This is a genomic window from Streptomyces lancefieldiae, from assembly GCF_031845825.1.
Taxonomy (GTDB): domain Bacteria; phylum Actinomycetota; class Actinomycetes; order Streptomycetales; family Streptomycetaceae; genus Streptomyces; species Streptomyces lancefieldiae.
On the sequence record NZ_JAVRFH010000007.1, the window covers coordinates 238000 to 255966 of the forward strand.

General features: G+C 71.1%; 14 protein-coding genes. 8 read left to right on the forward strand and 6 right to left on the reverse strand.

Going from position 1 to position 17967, the window contains the following annotated elements; genetic code table 11:
- Positions 1-177: 177 nt before the first annotated feature.
- Together RM812_RS09930 and RM812_RS09935 are read left to right on the forward strand one after the other, a co-directional pair.
- Positions 178-849 carry a phosphatase PAP2 family protein gene (locus tag RM812_RS09930; protein WP_311572056.1) on the forward strand — a complete coding sequence of 224 codons (672 nt, stop codon included), beginning with the start codon at positions 178-180 and terminating at the stop codon, positions 847-849.
- A gap of 194 nt (positions 850-1043) precedes the next feature.
- Positions 1044-1715: a TetR/AcrR family transcriptional regulator gene (locus RM812_RS09935; protein ID WP_311572057.1), complete on the forward strand. Its 672-nt coding sequence runs from the start codon at positions 1044-1046 to the stop codon at positions 1713-1715.
- Here the strand turns inward: RM812_RS09935 and RM812_RS09940 are convergent.
- Positions 1703-3205, reverse strand: a complete 1503-nt coding sequence (locus tag RM812_RS09940) for an LVIVD repeat-containing protein (RefSeq protein WP_311572058.1) — start codon at positions 3203-3205, stop codon at positions 1703-1705. The two genes, RM812_RS09935 and RM812_RS09940, sit on opposite strands and share 13 nt — an antisense overlap.
- Before the next feature lie 206 nt (positions 3206-3411).
- Between RM812_RS09940 and RM812_RS09945 the strand changes: the two genes are divergently transcribed.
- Positions 3412-4068: a DUF305 domain-containing protein gene (locus tag RM812_RS09945; RefSeq protein ID WP_311572059.1), complete on the forward strand. Its 657-nt coding sequence runs from the start codon at positions 3412-3414 to the stop codon at positions 4066-4068.
- Positions 4069-4098: 30 nt separating this feature from the next.
- Here RM812_RS09945 and RM812_RS09950 read toward each other — a convergent pair whose 3' ends face one another.
- Complete coding sequence (locus tag RM812_RS09950) at positions 4099-4554, reverse strand: DUF6214 family protein (protein ID WP_311572060.1); 456 nt, start codon at positions 4552-4554, stop codon at positions 4099-4101.
- 278 nt (positions 4555-4832) lie between these two features.
- On the opposite strand from RM812_RS09950, the gene RM812_RS09955 reads away from it, so the two are divergent.
- Complete coding sequence (locus RM812_RS09955; RefSeq protein WP_311572061.1) at positions 4833-6179, forward strand: FAD-dependent oxidoreductase; 1347 nt, start codon at positions 4833-4835, stop codon at positions 6177-6179.
- Positions 6180-6200: 21 nt separating this feature from the next.
- Here the strand turns inward: RM812_RS09955 and RM812_RS09960 are convergent, their stop codons facing one another.
- Complete coding sequence (locus tag RM812_RS09960; RefSeq protein WP_311572062.1) at positions 6201-6563, reverse strand: ArsR/SmtB family transcription factor; 363 nt, start codon at positions 6561-6563, stop codon at positions 6201-6203.
- Positions 6564-6705: 142 nt separating this feature from the next.
- On the opposite strand from RM812_RS09960, the gene RM812_RS09965 reads away from it, so the two are divergent.
- The 4 genes from RM812_RS09965 to RM812_RS09980 all read left to right on the forward strand — a co-directional run bounded on the left by RM812_RS09965 (position 6706) and on the right by RM812_RS09980 (position 11010).
- A complete protein-coding gene (locus tag RM812_RS09965) occupies positions 6706-7785 on the forward strand; it encodes an NADH:flavin oxidoreductase/NADH oxidase (RefSeq protein WP_311572063.1) in 1080 nt (359 codons plus the stop codon).
- Between the two features lie 198 nt (positions 7786-7983).
- Complete coding sequence (locus RM812_RS09970) at positions 7984-8787, forward strand: pectate lyase (RefSeq protein WP_311572064.1); 804 nt, start codon at positions 7984-7986, stop codon at positions 8785-8787.
- 176 nt (positions 8788-8963) lie between these two features.
- Complete coding sequence (locus tag RM812_RS09975) at positions 8964-10118, forward strand: WD40/YVTN/BNR-like repeat-containing protein (protein ID WP_311572065.1); 1155 nt, start codon at positions 8964-8966, stop codon at positions 10116-10118.
- Positions 10119-10359: 241 nt separating this feature from the next.
- On the forward strand, positions 10360-11010 hold the full coding sequence (locus RM812_RS09980; protein ID WP_394816437.1) for a response regulator: 651 nt from the start codon (positions 10360-10362) through the stop codon (positions 11008-11010).
- Here RM812_RS09980 and RM812_RS09985 read toward each other — a convergent pair.
- From RM812_RS09985 to lanKC, 3 genes are all read right to left on the reverse strand, one after another.
- Entirely contained in the window at positions 10979-12817 is a 1839-nt protein-coding gene (locus tag RM812_RS09985; protein ID WP_311572067.1) for an ABC transporter ATP-binding protein, read from the reverse strand. The two genes, RM812_RS09980 and RM812_RS09985, sit on opposite strands and share 32 nt — an antisense overlap.
- Positions 12814-14568, reverse strand: coding sequence for an ABC transporter ATP-binding protein (locus RM812_RS09990; RefSeq protein WP_311572094.1), 1755 nt, complete (start codon positions 14566-14568; stop codon positions 12814-12816). The genes RM812_RS09985 and RM812_RS09990 overlap by 4 nt, the downstream gene beginning before the upstream one ends.
- A gap of 519 nt (positions 14569-15087) precedes the next feature.
- Positions 15088-17718: a class III lanthionine synthetase LanKC gene (gene lanKC, locus RM812_RS09995; protein WP_394816435.1), complete on the reverse strand. Its 2631-nt coding sequence runs from the start codon at positions 17716-17718 to the stop codon at positions 15088-15090.
- Between the last annotated feature and the right edge of the window lie 249 nt (positions 17719-17967).

Sequence of the window (17967 nt, forward strand, 5' to 3'; positions counted from 1 at the left end):
CCGACGCACCCCTTCGACCACCCAGGACTACAAGCACAGCAAGCCACGTGGCGGCCCGGGATTGCTTGCGCCGCAAGCCCCCGTGGCGGCCCGGGGGCGCGGGCGCGGCGGCGGGCCTGGGCGGGCCGGCGCCGCGGGGATTGGCCCCGGGCCCTCCGGTTCGGCGAGTATCGCAGCATGCAGACGCCGTCCGTCGACTCCCCGCCCACGCCGCCGCGTTCCCGCACCGTCCTCCGCGCCACCTGGGCGCTGGCCGCGTGCTCCGTGCTGCTGCTCGTCCTGGTCGCCGCCGATTGGCGCCCGTTGACCGGCCTGGACGACGACATCGCCGCAACGACGCACCGCTGGGCGGTCGACGAGCGGGGCATCACGCACGTCATGCGGTTCCTCACGGACTGGGTGTGGGACACGTGGACGATGCGTCTGCTGTGTGCTGCGGTGGTCCTGTGGCTCTGGTGGCGGCGCGGGGACAGGTGGACGGCCGTGTGGCTGGGGGCGACCTGCGTGCTGGGCAGCCTGTTGCAGCAGGCGCTGAAGGCGGCGGTGGACCGACCCCGCCCCGTCTGGCCCGACCCCGTGGACTCCGCGCACTACGCCGCCTTCCCGTCCGGCCACGCCATGACCGCGACCTTCGTGTGCGGGCTGCTGGTGTGGCTGCTCCACCACTACGGCGCCGCCCGCGGCCTGTACCTGACGGCGCTGGCCGTGGCCGTGCTCTCCGTGGCCGGTGTCGGGATGACCCGGGTGTGGCTCGGCGTGCACTGGGCCACGGACGTCGCCGGCGGCTGGCTCCTGGGCGCCCTGGTGGTGACCCTCGCCGTACTGGTCCACCGGCGCCGCCACCCGTGAGCAGGACGGTGCGCGGCCTCGTGGACCACGGCTCCCGCCGACGGACGTCGCCCGAGGCAACCAGCGAGGCTGACCGTCCGCCTCGGACGATCCCCCGTGTCGCCCGAAGCAGACGGTGGCCGGACCGGACCCTGGGGTCCGTCCGCCTGCGCCGAGTATAGTTGGCCGGCAGCCAGTCAACGCAGGAGTACAGCATGTCCCCGCGCAGCGCCTCGGTCAATGAAGAGTTGCGGAGACGTTCGAAGGAGCGGCTCCTGCAGGCCGCCGTGGAGCTGGTCGGCGAGCGCGGGTACGACGCGACCACGCTGGGCGACATCGCCGACCGCGCGGGCTCGGCACGCGGCCTGGTCTCGTACTACTTCCCCGGCAAGCGCCAGCTCGTGCAGTCCGCAGTCCACCGGCTGATGCACCGCACGCTGGAGGAGGCCCTGGAGCGCGAGCCGCACACCGTGGAGGGCCCGGAGCGGATGGCCCGGGCCATCGACGCGATCCTGGGCCTGGCCCGGGACCGGCCGGTGCTCATGCGCCAGCACATGGCGGGCCTCCTGCAGGCCGAGGGCTTCGTGCCGTGCCCGGAGCAGCGTCGTCTCGCGGAGCTGCTGCGGGACACGGTGGCCCGGCAGGGCTCGTCGGACGTCGACCGTGACTACCCGATGCTGCGCGCGCTGCTGATGGGCGCCGTCTTCGCGGCCCTGGTGCCGGGTGTGCCGATGCCCGTACCGGTGCTGCGCGCCGAGTTGTTCAGGCGCTACCGGCTGGAGTGGGAGCGGGGCGTCCCGCCGGACGCCGAGGCGCCCGACGGGACGGAGTGCGACACCGACCTGTCGCGGTTCTTCGCGACCGGCGTGCCCGATCAGTCGAAGTAGTCCGGCTGAGTCTGCACGTTGAGCTCGCGCAGGTGGACCCGCTTGGCCGGGTCGGTGCGCCGGTCGTTCAGCTTGAGGACGTCGAAGCCCTTGGCCATGTCGTTCGAGTAGATGTAGCCGTTGTAGTAGTACGCCGACCAGGAACCGCCGCTGGCGAGGCCGTCCGTGGACAGCGGGCCGCGCTCGAAGTAGGCGATCTCCTTGGGGCGCGAGGAGTCGGTGAAGTCCCAGACGGAGATGCCGCCCTGGTACCAGGCCTGGACCATGATGTCCCGTCCCTCGACCGGGATCAGCGAGCCGTTGTGGGCCACGCAGTTCTCGGTGTCCGCCTGGTGGCGGGGGATCTTGAAGTAGCTGCGGAAGACCAGCTTGCGGTGGTCGCCCTTGCCGACGATGTCGTAGATGCCGTCGGCGCCGCGGTTCGGGCCGATCTCCGCGTTGCAGGTGGCGGCACCGCCGCCGCCCAGCTCGTCGGTGAAGACGACCTTGTTCGTGTCCTGGTTGAAGGTCGCCGAGTGCCAGAACGCGAAGTTGACGTTGTCCTGCACCCGGTCGATGACCTTCGGGCGCTCCGGGTCCTTGATGGAGAACAGGATGCCGTCACCCATGCAGGCGCCCGCGGCCAGGTCCTTCGAGGGCAGGACCGTGATGTCGTGGCAGCCGGTGGTCTTGGAGACGCCCGGGTTGGTGGGACCGCCCGGGTTGCCGCCGCCGTCCGCACCCTCACCGGGGAACAGCACCGGGAAGTTCACGACGGCCGCCCGCTCGGGGGCCTTGCGGGGCACCTTGATGACGGAGATCCCGTCGTGCGGCGGCCGGCAGTCGGGGTAGGCGGCGTTCGGCGAGTACGAGGAGACGTAGACGTAGACGTCCTTGCGCTCGGGCACCAGCGTGTGGGTGTGCGAGCCGCAGGCGGTCTCGACGGCGGCGACGTACTTCGGGTTGCGCTTGTCGCTGATGTCGAAGACCTTCATGCCCTCCCAGGAGGACTTCTCCGTCGCCGGCTGCGTGGTGCTGTTGCAACTGCTGTCGCTGCGCGAGGAGTCGGTCGACAGGAACAGCAGGTCCCCGGAGACGGAGATGTCGTTCTGCGAACCGGGACACAGCACCTGGGCGACGGTCTTCGGCTTCTTCGGGTTGCTGATGTCGAAGATGCGGAAGCCGTCGTAGTTGCCGGCGAAGGCGTACCGACCCTGGAAGGCCAGGTCCGAGTTGGTGCCGGGCAGCACGTCCTTGGGGATGTTGGCCAGGTGCTCGATGTTGTCGGAGTGGACTATCTCGTCCTGGCCGGGTATCTCCCCGCTCTCGATGGCCTCGCGCACATCGGCGCGCGCACTCCCGGACACCTCCTTCGACGTGACGGGACCGTCTCCCGGGTCGGGGGTCGCCATGGCCGGGCCGGCTGTCAGCAGCGCGGACAGGAGCCCCGCGGCGGCAGCCGCGACTCCCAGACGTCTGCGCCGCGTTCGCGGGTCGTTCGACAGGATCACTGTTTCCTCCCTGCGTCCGTTCCCTTCGGAACGGTTCACGCACCACGCAGTATCGTCTTCGCCATGCTCATACCAACAGGGGGCAACAAACACGCAATGAAGTTTTTTGATCACTGACGCACGGAAGCGTGCTAGGACGGTCATGGCACTCACGAGGTGTCCCGCATCCCTCCCAGAGGGGATACTCCCAGCCACAGGAGGTCGTTGTGCCCTTTCGCCCCTCGTCGACCCGCGCTGCGCTCGTCACCGCCTCGCTGACCGCGCTGGCCGTGCTCGGGCTCGGCGCCTGCGACTCCGGTTCGGACACCGGGTCGGCGTCCGCCGCCGGGCCTTCGGTGCTCGCTCCGGGCAAGCCGGGCGAGGGCAACCGGACGCTGTCCGCCGAGGACGCCCAGAAGCAGCGCGCCGACGACGACTCCCCCAACTCGGCGGACGTCTCCTACGCACGCATGATGATCCAGCACCACGCCCAGGCGCTGGAGATGACCGAACTCGTCCCGGAGCACGCCGAGTCCGGCAAGGTCAGGAAACTCGCCGAACGGATCGCCGCCGCGCAGGGCCCGGAGATCACGGCGATGCGGGGCTGGCTGAAGTCCCACGGCGAGCAGGAGACGGGCGGCGGGCACGACCACGCCGCGATGCCGGGGATGGCCACGGCGGCACAGCTCGAGAAGCTCCGCGCGGCGAAGGGCAAAGCCTTCGATCAGCTCTTCCTCACGCTGATGATCACTCACCACGAGGGCGCGATCACCATGGCCACGGACGTGAAGTCGCAGGGCAACAACGTGCGGATCGAGGAGATGGCCGACGACGTGGTCGCCCAGCAGACCAGCGAGATCTCCCGCATGCACGGGATGCTGTGACGGATGCGGTGACGGACGTCCCGCGGCCGCTCAGCGCCGGGCGCGACGCGGGGTCAGGAAGCCCTCGTCGCGCGCCTGCCCGATCAGCCTGAGCGACTTGCGCCGGCTGTGCCCGGTCAGGCGCATCACGGCGAGCACCGGGTCGGCTCCCTCCTCCCGGGCCGCCCGGTACTCCTGCGCGGCGAGCCGGCACCCCTCCCTGCCGCGCGGCCACGCGGGGCGGCCCCGCCGCGGTGTCGCCCGTGCGGAGCCCTCGGAGTGCGGCACGCAGGCCTCGAAGAGCGGGTTCTCCAGCCAGTCGGCGAGGACCGCCAGATCGTCGAGGGACAGGGGCGGCTTGGCGCGTACGTCCTCGACCCGGATGCCGTCCCCGGACAGCACGGCGAGCGCGTCCACCCGGGCGCCGTCGGTGAACGTCAGCCGGACGTCGAACCACGAGGTGGTGGTGCCACCCTCGCGCACCACCCAGGTGTGCCGCACGGACATCGCACCGTCGTCCGGACAGCGGTCGGAAAGCTGAAGAGAACGATCAACGAAGGATGCTTCGAGCACACACGCAACGTAACCGCACGATCACATTTCATCCGACCAGAACACGCGCCGTTCACCGCGCGCGGCACCCTGTCAGCGGAGCGGGGGCGGTGGGATGCTGGAACCACCAGCGGCTTCCCGCCACCTTCCGACCACGGATCCTCCCGACCTCCCGATCCTCCCGCCCCCCCGCCTCCGATCCTCCGGCGGGTCCCCGGACAAGGAGTACCGCCGTGCTGCGTGTCGCCGTCGTCGGCTCGGGGCCGAGCGGGTGCTACACCGCTCAGAGCCTCGTCCAGCTCAGCCCCGAGGCGCACGTCGACGTCCTGGACCGTCTGCCGTGCCCGTACGGGCTGGTGCGGTACGGCGTGGCGCCGGACCACGAGAAGATCAAGTCGCTGCAGAGCACCCTGCGTACGGTCCTGGAGAACGAGCGGGTGCGGTTCCTCGGCGGCGTCCCGGTCGGCCCCGGCGGCGTGCCGTCCACGCGACTGCGGGAGCTGTACCACGCGGTGGTGTACTGCGTGGGCGCCGCCACCGACCGGCGCCTGGGCATCCCCGGCGAGGACCTGCCGGGCAGCTGGTCGGCGACCGAGTTCGTGTCCTGGTACAGCGCCCATCCGGACGCCCTGGACGACGGGTTCCTGCGCGGGGCGCGGTCGGCGGTCGTGATCGGCGTGGGCAATGTCGCCGTCGACGTGGCGCGGATGCTGGTCCGGGGTGCGGCCGAGCTGCGCGGCACCGACATGCCGCAGGCGGCGCTGGACGCGCTCGCCGCGAGCCGGGTGGCGGACGTGCACCTGGTGGGCCGACGCGGCCCCTCGCAGGCCCGCTTCACCACCAAGGAGCTGCGTGAGCTGGGCACCCTGCCGGGCACCGCCGTCCTGGTGGACCCGGCGGAGCCGGTACTGGACCCGGCGTACCGGGACCCGGCCGGGCTGCCCGGACCGCTGCGCCGCAATGTGGAGGTGCTGCGCGGGTGGGCCGGGCGGCCCCCGGCGGGGGCCGCCCGCCGGATCCGGCTGCGCTTCTTCCTGCGCCCGGTGGAACTGTCGGCGGGCGGCGACGGACGCGTACGGGCCGTGCGCTTCGAACGGACGGTGCCGGACGGGCACGGCGGCGTGACGGGCACCGGGCGGCACGAGGAGATCGAGGCCCAACTGGTGCTGCGGTCGGTGGGATACCGCGGCGTGCCGCTGGAGGGGCTGCCGTTCGACGCGGTGAGCGGCACCGTGCCGCATCGGGCGGGGCGCGTCCTGCGCGAGGGCGTCGTCGCCCCCGGCGAGTACGTGGCCGGCTGGATCAAGCGGGGCCCGACCGGCGTCATCGGCACCAACCGCCCCTGCGCGAAGGAGACGGTGACGTCCCTGCTTGCGGACGCCGCCGCGCTCGTACGCGCAGACGTCCCCGCGGATCCTCTCGGGCAGCTGCGCGCCGAGGGTGCCGAGCCGGTCGAGTGGGCCGGGTGGCGGGCCATCGAGCGGGCCGAGGCGGAGCACGGCGCCTCGCTGGGACGGGGCGTGGTGAAGCTGCCCGACTGGGAGTCGCTGCTGGCGGCGGCGCGGACCGCGGCCCGCTGAGCGACGGGCCGCCGAGTCCGGTCAGTCGGTGCCGAGACGCGCTGCCTGGCGGCCGGCGGCGGCCAGGAGCGCGTCCAGCAGCCCGGGAAACAGGGCGTCCAGGTCCTGCCTGCGCAGCCCGTTCATCTTGGCCGTGCCCCGGTAGGTCTGCCGGATCACCCCGCACTCGCGCAGTACCCGGAAGTGATGCGTGGTGGTGGACTTGGTGACCGGCAGGTCGAAGTAGGAGCAGGCGAAGAGCTCGTCGCTGTCGGCGGCGAGATCCCGCACGATCCGCAGGCGCACCGGATCGGAGAGCGCGTGCAGCACGCCCTCCAGGCGGATCTCCTCGCGCGCCGGGTGCGGCAGGTCGCGGGTGCCGGCGGCAGTGGTGGCGGGGGTCACGGCGGCTCCGGTTCGTCGGGAGGGTCCCACCGTTCAGGAGGGCCTCTGCATTGTACGAAGGACATCGTAGTTTGACACCTGCCGTACTACGAGAGTTATCGTACGAGCCGTTCCGTCCTGCCGCGACCAAGGGAGCAGCCCCATGAGCGCCCTCTTCCAGCCTCTCCAACTGCGTGAAACCACGATCGGGAACCGGATCTGGATGCCGCCGATGTGCCAGTACTCCGCCGCACCGGAGGGCCCGTCGGCGGGCGTCCCCGGCGACTGGCACTTCGCGCACTACGGCGCACGCGCGGTGGGCGGCACCGGCCTGATCGTCGTCGAGGCCACCGGGGTGTCCCCGGAAGGCCGCATCTCCCCGCAGGACCTCGGCCTGTGGAACGACACGCAGGTCGAGGCGTTCCGCCGGATCACGGGCTTCCTGCGGTCGCAGGGCACGGTTCCGGCGGTCCAGCTCGCCCACGCGGGCCGCAAGGCGTCGACCGCACAGCCCTGGAAGGGCGGGGCACCCGTGGGCCCGGACGCGCACGGCTGGCAGCCGCTGGCCCCGAGCGTCCTCGCCTTCGACGAACGCCACCCCGTGCCGACCGAGCTGACCGTCGGGCAGATCCAGGAGGTCGTCGGCCAGTTCGCGGACGCCGCGCGCCGGGCCCTCGCCGCCGGTTTCGAGATCGTCGAGATCCACGGCGCCCACGGCTACCTGATCCACGAGTTCCTGTCGCCGCACTCCAACCACCGCACCGACGCCTACGGCGGCTCGTACGAGAACCGGGCCCGGTTCGCCCTGGAGGTCGTCGACGCCGTGCGGGAGGTGTGGCCCGACGACAAGCCGCTGTTCTTCCGCGTCTCGGCGACCGACTGGCTGGAGGACGGCGGCTGGACGCCCGACGACACCGTCCGCCTCGCCCGCGACCTCCGGGCCCACGGCATCGACCTCCTCGACGTCTCCACCGGCGGCAACGCCCCCCGCGTCCGGATCCCGACCGGGCCCGGCTACCAGGTCCCGTTCGCCGCACGCGTGAAGGCCGACACCGCGCTGCCGGTCGCCGCCGTCGGCCTGATCACCGATGTGGAGCAGGCCGAGAAGATCCTGGCCAACGGCGAGGCCGACGCGGTGCTGCTGGGCCGCGAGCTGCTGCGCAACCCGTCCTGGGCCCAGCATGCGGCCCGGGAACTGGGCGCCGGGGTCCGGATGCCGGACCAGTACGGATGGGCCGTGTGAGACGGCGCAGCGCGCAAAGCGTTGACTAGAAAGCGCTTGCCCTCTACGGTCCGTTCATCAGCATGACCGTCGCGAGCGCGGTAGGTCGCCAAGGCCCCACATGCGCCCTTCCGCGTTCGCGGCATCGATCATGCTGAAGTACAACGTTCATGTACATGTTCCGTTCCAACCCCCACTCCCTACGGAAGGGATCAGAACATGACTGCTGCGACACGCCCCCGGGCGCGGCACCGCGCAGTGACCGGCGCGCTGGCCGCCCTCGGGCTCTCGGTTGGCATGGTCATGACCACCGGGACCTCGTCGGCGCACGCCGCCACCTGGCCGACCCCCAACGGCAGCCAGGGAGTCTCCTCCACCATCTCGGTCTCCGGCACCAAGGACTACGGGATGCAGCGCCTCTACGGCACCGGCGACCTCGGCTCCGGCGGCCAGGACGAGGACCAGGGCCCGATCCTGGAGTTGGCCCCCGGCGCCGTCGTCAAGAACGTGATCATCGGTGCCCCGGCCGCGGACGGCATCCACTGCAAGGGCAGCTGCACCCTCCAGAACGTCTGGTGGGAGGACGTCGGCGAGGACGCGGCGACCTTCCGGGGCTCCTCGTCGTCGAACGTCTACACCGTCTCCGGCGGCGGCGCGAAGGAAGCCAGTGACAAGGTGTTCCAGTTCAACGGCGCCGGCACGCTGAACGTCTCCAACTTCGCCGTCAAGAACTTCGGCACCTTCGTCCGCTCCTGCGGCAACTGCTCCACGCAGTACAAGCGGACGATCAACCTCAACACCGTCGAGGTGACCTGGAAGGGCAGCCGGCTCGCCGGGATCAACACCAACTACGGCGACAGCGCGACCCTGCGCAACATCACGATCATCGGGGACAGCAGCAAGAAGATCGTCCCGTGCCAGAAGTACATCGGCAACGACGACGGCGACGAGCCGGACTCGAACGGCTCCGGCCCCGACGGTACGCACTGCAAGTACGCGTCGTCCGACATCACCTACAAGTGACGCACGCGTGAGGTACGGGAGATCCCCGTCGCGTCAGGTCCGGGCGTCCCGCGCCCGGACCTGTCCGGTCGGCCTCGGCGGCGCCCTGGAGCGTGCGCTGCCGGGTGGGAGTTGACGCGCAGAGGGGGCCTCGCCGCTCTGACCTGCGGCGAAGCGCTTTCCGGAGGTGACTGTCAGTGCCTGGGTGCAGACTGGCCGGTGTCCGAGTCGAAGGCGTCGACGACGACGTCGCGGAGGTGATCGGCATGACCGAGGTACTGCTCGCCGTGGGCACCCGCAAGGGTCTGTTCATCGGGCGCCGGCGGGGTGGCACCTGGGAGTTCGACGAGAGTCCCTACTTCAACGCACAGGCCGTCTACTCGGTCGCCCTCGACACCCGCCGGGACACCCCGCGGCTGCTGGCCGGCGGTGACAGCGCGCACTGGGGGCCGTCGGTGTTCCACTCCGACGACCTGGGCCGGACCTGGACCGAACCGAGCGCACCGGCCGTCAAGTTCCCCAAGGAGACGGGTGCTTCGCTGGAGCGGGTGTGGCAGCTGCACCCGTCCGCCGCGGAGCCGGACGTGGTGTACGCGGGCACGGAACCGGCCGCGTTGTACCGCTCGGAGGACCGCGGCGAGACCTTCGAGCTGGTCCGCCCCCTCTGGGAGCACCCCACGCGGTCCCAGTGGGTTCCGGGCGGCGGCGGCGAGGGGCTGCACACCGTCCTCACCGACCAGCGGGACCCGCGGTCGGTGACGGTCGCCGTCTCGGCGGCGGGCGTGTTCCGCACAGCTGACGGCGGAGCGAGCTGGGCCCCGTCCAACTCCGGGGTCTCCGCGGTGTTCCTGCCGGACCCCAACCCGGAGTTCGGCCAGTGCGTGCACAAGGTGGCGCGGGACGCGGCGACGCCGGACCGGCTGTACCTGCAGAACCACTGGGGCGTGTACCGCAGCGACGACGCCGGCGCGCACTGGACGGACATCGGTGCGGGGCTGCCGTCCACGTTCGGCTTCGCGGTGGCCGCCCATCCGCACCGCGGCGACACGGCGTACGTCTTCCCGATCAACGCCGACGCGGACCGCGTCCCGGCCGACCGGCGCTGCCGGGTCTTCCGCACGGCGGACGCGGGCAAGAACTGGGAGCCGCTCACGGCGGGGCTGCCCCGGGAGGACCACTACGGCACGGTGCTGCGCGACGCGCTGTCCACCGACGACGCGGACCGGACGGGCGTGTACTTCGGCAACCGCAACGGCGAGGTGTTCGCGTCGGCCGACGACGGCGACAGCTGGCGCCAGTTGGCCTCCCACCTGCCGGACGTGCTGTGCGTGCGGGCCGCGGTCGTCGGATGAACCGGACAGGGGGTCCGGCCTCGGCCACCGGTTGATCGACGTCACCCGTACGGCAGTACGGGTGACGCCCGTACTGCCGCGAACTTCGGCTGAAACGTCGGAGTGTCATCACGGGTTCAAGCTGAGTAACCGAATCCATCACGTTTGTGATGCCCCTGTGGCTGGTTTACTCCTTGTACCTCTCTTCTGTGTCATTTGTCATTGGGTGGAGCGTGGGCGATCAACAAGGGGGGCCGTGAGCGTGCTGGAAGGACGAGCCGACGGCGACAGAACGGGGAGCGCTGCTCGCATTCGGGTGCTTCTGGCCGAGGACGCTCCGTTGATCCGTCAGGCGCTGACCGCGCTGCTGAGCCAGGAACCCGACATCGACATCGTGGCGGCGGTCGACCACGGTGATCTCATCGTCCCCACCGCGCTCCGCACACCGCCGGACGTGGCGGTGCTCGACATCGACCTGCCCGGCATGGACGGGATCACGGCCGCCGTGGAACTGCAGGCCAAGTTGCCCTCCTGCCGCACGCTCCTGCTGACCAGCGTGGCACGGCCGGATCACCTGCGCCGCGCGCTGGCGGCCAGGGTCGTCGGATTCGTCCGCAAGGACGCACCGACCTCACGTCTCGCGGAGGACATTCGTCAGGTGGCGCAGGGCCATCGGGTGGTCGACCCTGAATTGGCGCTCGCTGCTGCGACGGCGACGGACAATCCGCTGACCCCCCGTGAGGTGTCGGTGCTGCGGCTGACGGCGCAAGGGGCCTCGACGCGGGAAGTGGCCGCGCAGCTCTATATCTCGGTCGGGACGGTGCGTAACCATCTGGCGTCCACCGTGGCCAAGACGCAGGCGCGGGGCCGGGTGGACGCGATCAGGATCGCGACCGAGGCAGGTTGGCTCTGACCACCACGTCGTTGCCGACGGGCACCTCCTCGTTCCCCGCACCGGTCTCCGACAGTTCGTCGTCGTCGCTCCAGTACCCCACCAGGTCGCGGTAGAGAGGCGAGCGTTCCAGCACCTCCTGGTGGGCGCCGCTCACCACCCGGCTGCCGTCCAGGACGAGGACGTGCCGGGCGCGAAGCGCGGAACTGATGCGGTGGGCGACCACGACGAGTGATCCGGGCCGCCGAGTGAACGCCTCCTCCGCACGTGCCTCGGCAGCGGGGTCAAGGTGGCAGGTCGCCTCGTCCAGCACGACGAGGGGGGCCGGTGACAGGTACGCGCGGACCAGCGCGATCTGCTGGCGCTCGCCCGACGACAGCGTGGCGGGATCGATCAGGGTGCCGATCCCACCGAGCCGGGTGACGAGCGGGGCTGCCCCCACCGCTTCCACGGCTGCCACCACCTCGTCCTCACAGGCGTCGGGCCGCAGATAGCGCAGGTTGTCCATGAGACTGCCCGAGAACACGTACGCCTCCTGGGGGACGAGGACGCGACGGGCGGAGAGAGCCTCCGGGGGAAGAGCGCCCGGGGGGTGGCCGCCGAGGCGGATCTGGCCACTTTCCGGCTCCAGTGTTCCGCTGATCAGCCCGGCCAGCGTGGACTTGCCGATGCCGCTCGGGCCGACGACCGCGAGATGTCCGCCCTCGGGCAAGGTGAGGTCGAGGTCCCGGAACACCGGGTCGGCCCCCACGCCATAGGCGAAGGTGACGGCAGTGAGTGCGACGTCGTAGGCGGTCGGGGCCGTCGTACGCGGCTGAGGAAGGGTACGGGCGGAGTCCTCCTTCGGTCCGGGCTGGGGAGACGGCGGCGGGTACGCCGCCCGGATGCGGCGCAGCGCCACCGCAAGACGCAGGCCGCTGCCGCCCAGCCCCTGGATGAGCGAACGAACCGCCGGTTGCAGGCCGCTCATCACATACGTCACCGCTCCCAGCACGGCACCGGTGGACAGCCCACCGGCACGCAGCCCGGGGGCGGCCACCAGCAGAAGCAGCAGGGGCAGCCAACCCGCGACAACCAGGCACAGCACACGGGCCGGCATCAGGGCCGCGAGTCGCCGACTCGCGGCCGCCTGGGCGTCGATGCGCTCCGCCAGATGGTCGCGTACGCCGCTCTCCGCCCCGCAGGCCGCGATGTCCCGGACGGCCGCGCACGCGGCGCCGACCGTTTCCGCGACGCGTTCGTCCGCGACGATGACGTCCCGCTGGGCGGTGGCCATGCGGCGGAGCAGCACCAGGAAGAGAGCGAGACCCGCCAGGAGGGGTGGTGCGACGAGCAGCAGGACCAGTGGCGCGAGAAACACCATGCCGATCAGGGCACCGCCCACGGTCAGGAGGAAGCCGCGTACGACCATGAGCACGCCCGCGTAGGCCTCGCGCACCATCTCGACCTGGAGGGTGAGCCGGGAGACGCCCGACGCGTCGACGGAACGTCCGGACACGGCCTGGCGCAGGGAGCCCTGGGCCACCTGGCGCACGAGATCGTCCCGGAACGGCTCGACCACCTCGGCGAGCAGAGGGTAAGCCTGCCGTGTTGCCCAGGTTCCGGCGAAGACGCCGAGCCCCATCAGCGCGAGCCAGGCCAGTCCTCGCAGTGGGTGTCCCGCCGCGAAACCGCGGTCGACCGCCAGGGCCACGACGTGGCCGGCGAGCAACGCGGGAACGGCTTCGACCAGGGACCACAAGACCAATCTGAGCAGACGGCCGGGGCGTGCCCGCAGAGGAGCCACGAGAAGGGGGAGCAGCGCCTCGTTCGGTGGTCCCGCGCTCACGTCGGCACCTCATCGACGGAGTCGGCGCCGCGAAAGACCCGCCGGTACTCCGGTTCCGTGCGCCACAGTTCGCGGTGCGGGCCGACCCGGCGCACCCGCCCGCCGTCGAGCCATGCGACGGTGTCCGCGCGGGCCGCGGTGGCCGCGCGATGGGCGACGACGACGCGGGTCCGGTCGTGCAGTCTTCCGGTGAGAGCCCGGCTGATGTGGTGTTCGGTGACCGTGTCCAGGCTGGAGGTGGCGTCGTCGAGGATGAGCAGCCGACCGGAGTGCACGAAGGCCCGGGCCAGGCCGATGCGCTGTATCTCTCCTCCGGACAGGGCCGCTTCCGCGGACGCGGTCAGGTATTCGTCCGGGAGCCGCCGGACAAAGCCGTCGACGTCGGCCGCGCGGGCCGCGCGCACGATCCGCTCGGTCGGTACCAGACCGGCCGGCCGGCCGGTGCCGTGTGCGATCGCGTCGCCGAGCGTCTCGCCGAAGAGCACCGGCCGTTCGAAGGCGTAGGCCACAGCGGACCGCAGGTCGAGGTGGGTCAGCCGGCGCAGCGGCACGCCGTCGAGGACGACGGTCCCGGCGTCCGGGTCCGCCAGCCGTCCGGCGACCGCGGCGAGCAGCGACTTACCCGAGCCCGACCTGCCGACGAGCGCCACGCACGAGCCTCCGGGAACCGTCAGATCGACTCCGTCCAGGACCCGTTCGCTCCCAGCGACCACTCGTACGCCCCGGAGCTCCAGGTTGCCCGGGCCCGGTGGCAGCAGTTCGTCGCCATACTCCATGAGGGGTTGCGCCAGGACGCCCCGGACCCGTTCGGCGCCGGCCCGCGCTCTGCCCAGCCTGCCCAGCAGCATCGTCGTCATGCCGATACCGCTGCCGATGGCCACGTACTGCGCGGCGGCCAGCATCTCGCCCGCGGTGATACGGCCGGCGGCGAGGCCGAAGCCCGCCACGGACAGGACCCCTATCTCCAGCAGCGGGGTGAGCAGGGCGGACCGGCCGACGACGCTGGTCTGCGCCCGCCACATGCCGTGCCCCAGCCGGTTGAGTTCGGGAAGCGCGCGCAGCACCCGACGGGTCTCGGCCTCGGTCGTACCCGCCGCGGCGATGGTGCGGCGTCCCGCGAGAGCCTCCAACAGGGCCGTGGCGAGGTGTCCTTGGGCCTTCTGGTACCGGATGGACACATCGGAGATCTGCCGGGTGAACGCGCGCAGGAGAACGACGACGGCGGGAAAGCCCAGCAGAAACGTGCCGGCGAGCCAGGGGTCGATGAGCCAGAGGGCGATGACACTGCCGACGGCCGGCACGGCCGACAGTACCGCGCGGACGAGTACGGCAGCCACAGCGCCCGCCTCCCCCGCAGCGCCCACCACGCGGCTCACCAGGTCACCAACGGACGCGCGGGGCGCGACCGGTCCGGTCCACGAGAGCAGGGGCCCCAGCATCGAGCGCCGCAGGTCGGCTGTGCCCCGAGCGGCGCTCACTCCGGCAGCCAGTTCGAACATCGCATCGGCGGTGGCCATGGCGACCACGGCCACCAGGCAGCCGATCACCCACCGGCCCGCGCCACCGCCGTCCAGCGCGTGGTCCAGAGCCCCGCCCAGGAGGGCCGGAAAAAGGATCTGCGCCACGGTCGAGACGGTGGCCGTGACGAGCAGGACGGCGGTCCAGGCGCCGCACCTGCGTGCGGTGCGCAGCAGAATGCGGTCTGCCGCACGCCCCGGGGCCTGCGATACACTTTTCAGCGGCTGACTCACGGTCAATGGGGCGCGCTCCTTGCACGAGTGCCACGGGCGTCCTGGGCGGATGATCCGGCCGGCGGATGATTGCCCCACCCGCCGACCGGATTCGTTCACGGCTTGGCAGCCGCGTCAGGTGCTCTCAGCCTGCGGAGTCCACAGGCTTCGTCCACCTGGATCAGCAGAAGACCCAGCTGGCGTCCGAGCAGTGCTGGCTCTGACCACTGCCGAGCACGGTCTCCTCCGAGGACTCGGTGGACAGTTCCATTTCCTGAAGTTCGAGCAGAGACATCCTGTGTCCTTTCGTTGATGTGGGCCGGTCATGGCGTGGGCCGCGTCAGCAGAAGACCCAGCTGGCGTCCGAGCAGTGCTGGCTCTGACCACTGCCGAGCACCGTCTCCTCCGAGGACTCGGTGGACAGTTCCATCTCCTGAAGTTCGAGCAGAGACATACAGATCACCTCCTTCGTGCGCGGATGCGCGTGCCCGCGTTGCGGGCGCCCCCCGTGGTCGGCGGGCAGGTCCAAAGGGTCGGGCGTCACACGGTCCGGTTCTGGACCGCGGCACCGGCGGGCGTCTGCGAACCGAGGAAGGGCAGGTGGACCGGCTCGGTGTGCAGGGCGGAGCCGAGCGCCAGCATGACGCCGGCGGAGCCGGTCGCGAGGTCCATGGAGAGCCTCAGCAACTGTTCCCCCGGGAAGGCGAGATGCCCTTGGTACTCCAGCGCGTGCCAGGACAGCGCCTCGATCTGCGCGGCAACACGCGGATCCCCGAACGCCGCGCGCTGAGGGGACACGGCGGCGAGGTGGGCGAGAATGCCCGCCCGGCCGTTGAAGAGTCCGGCCTGGACGTAGAACTGGGAGCTGGACGAGATCACTGCGCCCGAGGCCGCCGTCCGGAAGCGTTCGTCGTCGCGATGAGTCTGGTAGAGGTCGAGGACCATGGCCACTCCGGCGATGCCCTCGGCAAGGTACGGCAGCGAGCGCCAGCCCTCATTGACGTGGAGGGCTCCGTCGTCCCGGACCACGCAGCGGCGCAGATCCTGACGGAGTGCCGTCGCCGCAAGGTCCAGGAACGTTTCCTCACCGGTGGCCTCGTAGCAGCGTACGAAGAGCAGGGCCGGCCCCGACGAACCAAGCATGAGGCCCGCCTTCGGGTGAGCGCCGCCGCTCACCTCCGGTACGTCGCTCTCACCCCCGAGCCGCTCGGCGACGGTGCGAGCCACGTCGAGGGCCGCGTCCCGAAGGGTGCGCTCCCCCGTCGTCCCGGCGAAGTGGAGCAGGTTCAGGCCCACTCCGGCCAGCCCGCTGAACAGGTCCGTGCCGAGGCGCTGCCACTTCTCGTCCATGCACCGGTCGAGGACCCGCCTGGCCTCGTCGTGATGCCCCAGACGGTCCAGGGCGTACGCCACCCCGTGGAGCCCGTCGTAGAAGCCGATCCGGGCCCGCTGCTCCTTGCGCAGTGCCCGTTCCAGCAGCCAGTGCTCGTGCTCACGGTGACGGCCCGCACCCGTGACGTGCAGGGCGTACAGAACGCCCGCCGCGCCATGGGCCAGGTTGAGCGCGCCCGTGCTGAACTGCGCGATGTCGCCGGGGAACAGCCGGTCGTCGCGGTGCGGGGTGGCGCTGGCCAGGATCGCTTCCGCCAGTGAGCCGCGTACAGCGGGCCAGCTCTCCCGGTCGGGCCGGGGGCGGGGCGGCCGGCCGTCCCGCCCCCGGAGCTCACCGGCACGGCGGCTGTGCCGGCCACTCCCGCCGCCCTCGGCCGGGCCTGCGCCCACAGCGGCGTCCTCGCCGAGGATCGCACGCAGTGCCGCATCCAGGAATTCCTGTGGTACCGGGAACCGTGCGGCGATCTCGTCGGCCAGTTCCGCTGCCTTGCCCAGGTCCAGCCGCAACAACGCGGTCAGCGGCAGGAACACCGCGAGCTTGATGCAGCCCAGGGCGTAGGTGTCCGCCGCGAAGCCCGTGCGGTCGCGGGGGGCGGCGTACGCGGGGTGCCCGAGCATCCGTACCGCCTCGGCCTCGACCGGCGCCGCGACCTCGAAGTCGATCAGTCCGACCCTGCCGTCGTCGCCGACCATGACGTTGTAGGGGTGCAGATCTCCGAAGACGATCCCGCGGTCGTGCAACGAGGCGACCGCACGCTCCACCGCGGCGCAGACGTCCATCGCCCACTGGGTGTAGCCGGCGATCTCGGCGGGGTCGGCCCGCGGGCCGGTCTCCGGGTACTTCTGGCCGAAGAACTTGCTCAGTGGCTTGCCCGCGATGAGCTCCTGGGCGAGGAAGTGGTGGTCGCCCACGGTGAAGTAGTCGAGCACCGCGGGGACTGTGTCGAGACCGGCGAGCCGTTCGAGGATGTCCCGCTCCCGCTGGAGCCGGGTCACCGCGTCTCTCCCATCGGCCGTCAGCCCCGCGTACGGGCGGGCCTCCTTGAGGATCACCTCTGTGCCGGTGCGGGTGTCCTCGGCGACGTAGACGCCGCCTCCGTTGGAGAAGTGCACCGGACGGCGGACGACGTAGGGGAGTCCGGCCAGGGAGTGGGCGTGCCGGGCCTCGGCGTGCGGCGCCAGGAATTCCGGCAGTGTCACCCAGTCGGGGACGTGGAAGCCGGGCCGGCGCCGGTCTGGTACGAGCGTGCCGTCGGGCCGCTCGATGGCGGGCTCGAGAACGCCCCGCTCCGAGACGACGTGACGTTCGACGAAGCCGCCGTAGCGCACGTACAACGGGCCCTGGTTCCAGCGCAGATCGCTGAGAATGTACGCACCGGGCTCCCCGCCGACGACGGCGTCGAGGCCTTCGAGCACCTCGCGCAGCTCCGCCTCGTCCGCCGGGTAGACGGTGACCAATTTGCCGCTGGCCCCGCGGGGCGCGTATTTCATGTTCCGCAGCTGCAGGATGTGGTGACCGCGCAAGAACTTGAACGGTATTCCCCGGGGTACACAGAAGTCCCAGACGGCGTCGAGGATCTTCTCGGCGTTGTCCTGACACCCGGAGGCGTGGATCTTCCAGCCCTGGGCCGGCCGTCGTGTGCCTTCCGGGGTGCAGACAAGCCAGTCGTCCTGGCGGACGTGGAGCCACCCCCCGGGCAGCTCCCGGCCCGCGGCGGCGAAGGCGTACTCCTCTTCGTACGCCTCCCCCGGTGAGTCGAAGAACGTTCGGTCAACCATGCAATACGCGTCGTACCGCACCTTTCTGTCCCCCCGTGATTCTCGTACTCCCGCATTCGGTTTCCTCGAACGACTGGAAACATTTCACACTCACGAACGACCCCACCAGTACACAACACCCAAGTTGAACCGTGAAAAACGCATGGTTCAGGCTGTTCGAATCGGCCAAACCCCTTGCCTGGCAGGAGCCTGACGTCGGTAACCAGGAGATCTCCGATACGGTTTCAGCGCCCGCTCCAGAGAATCCGT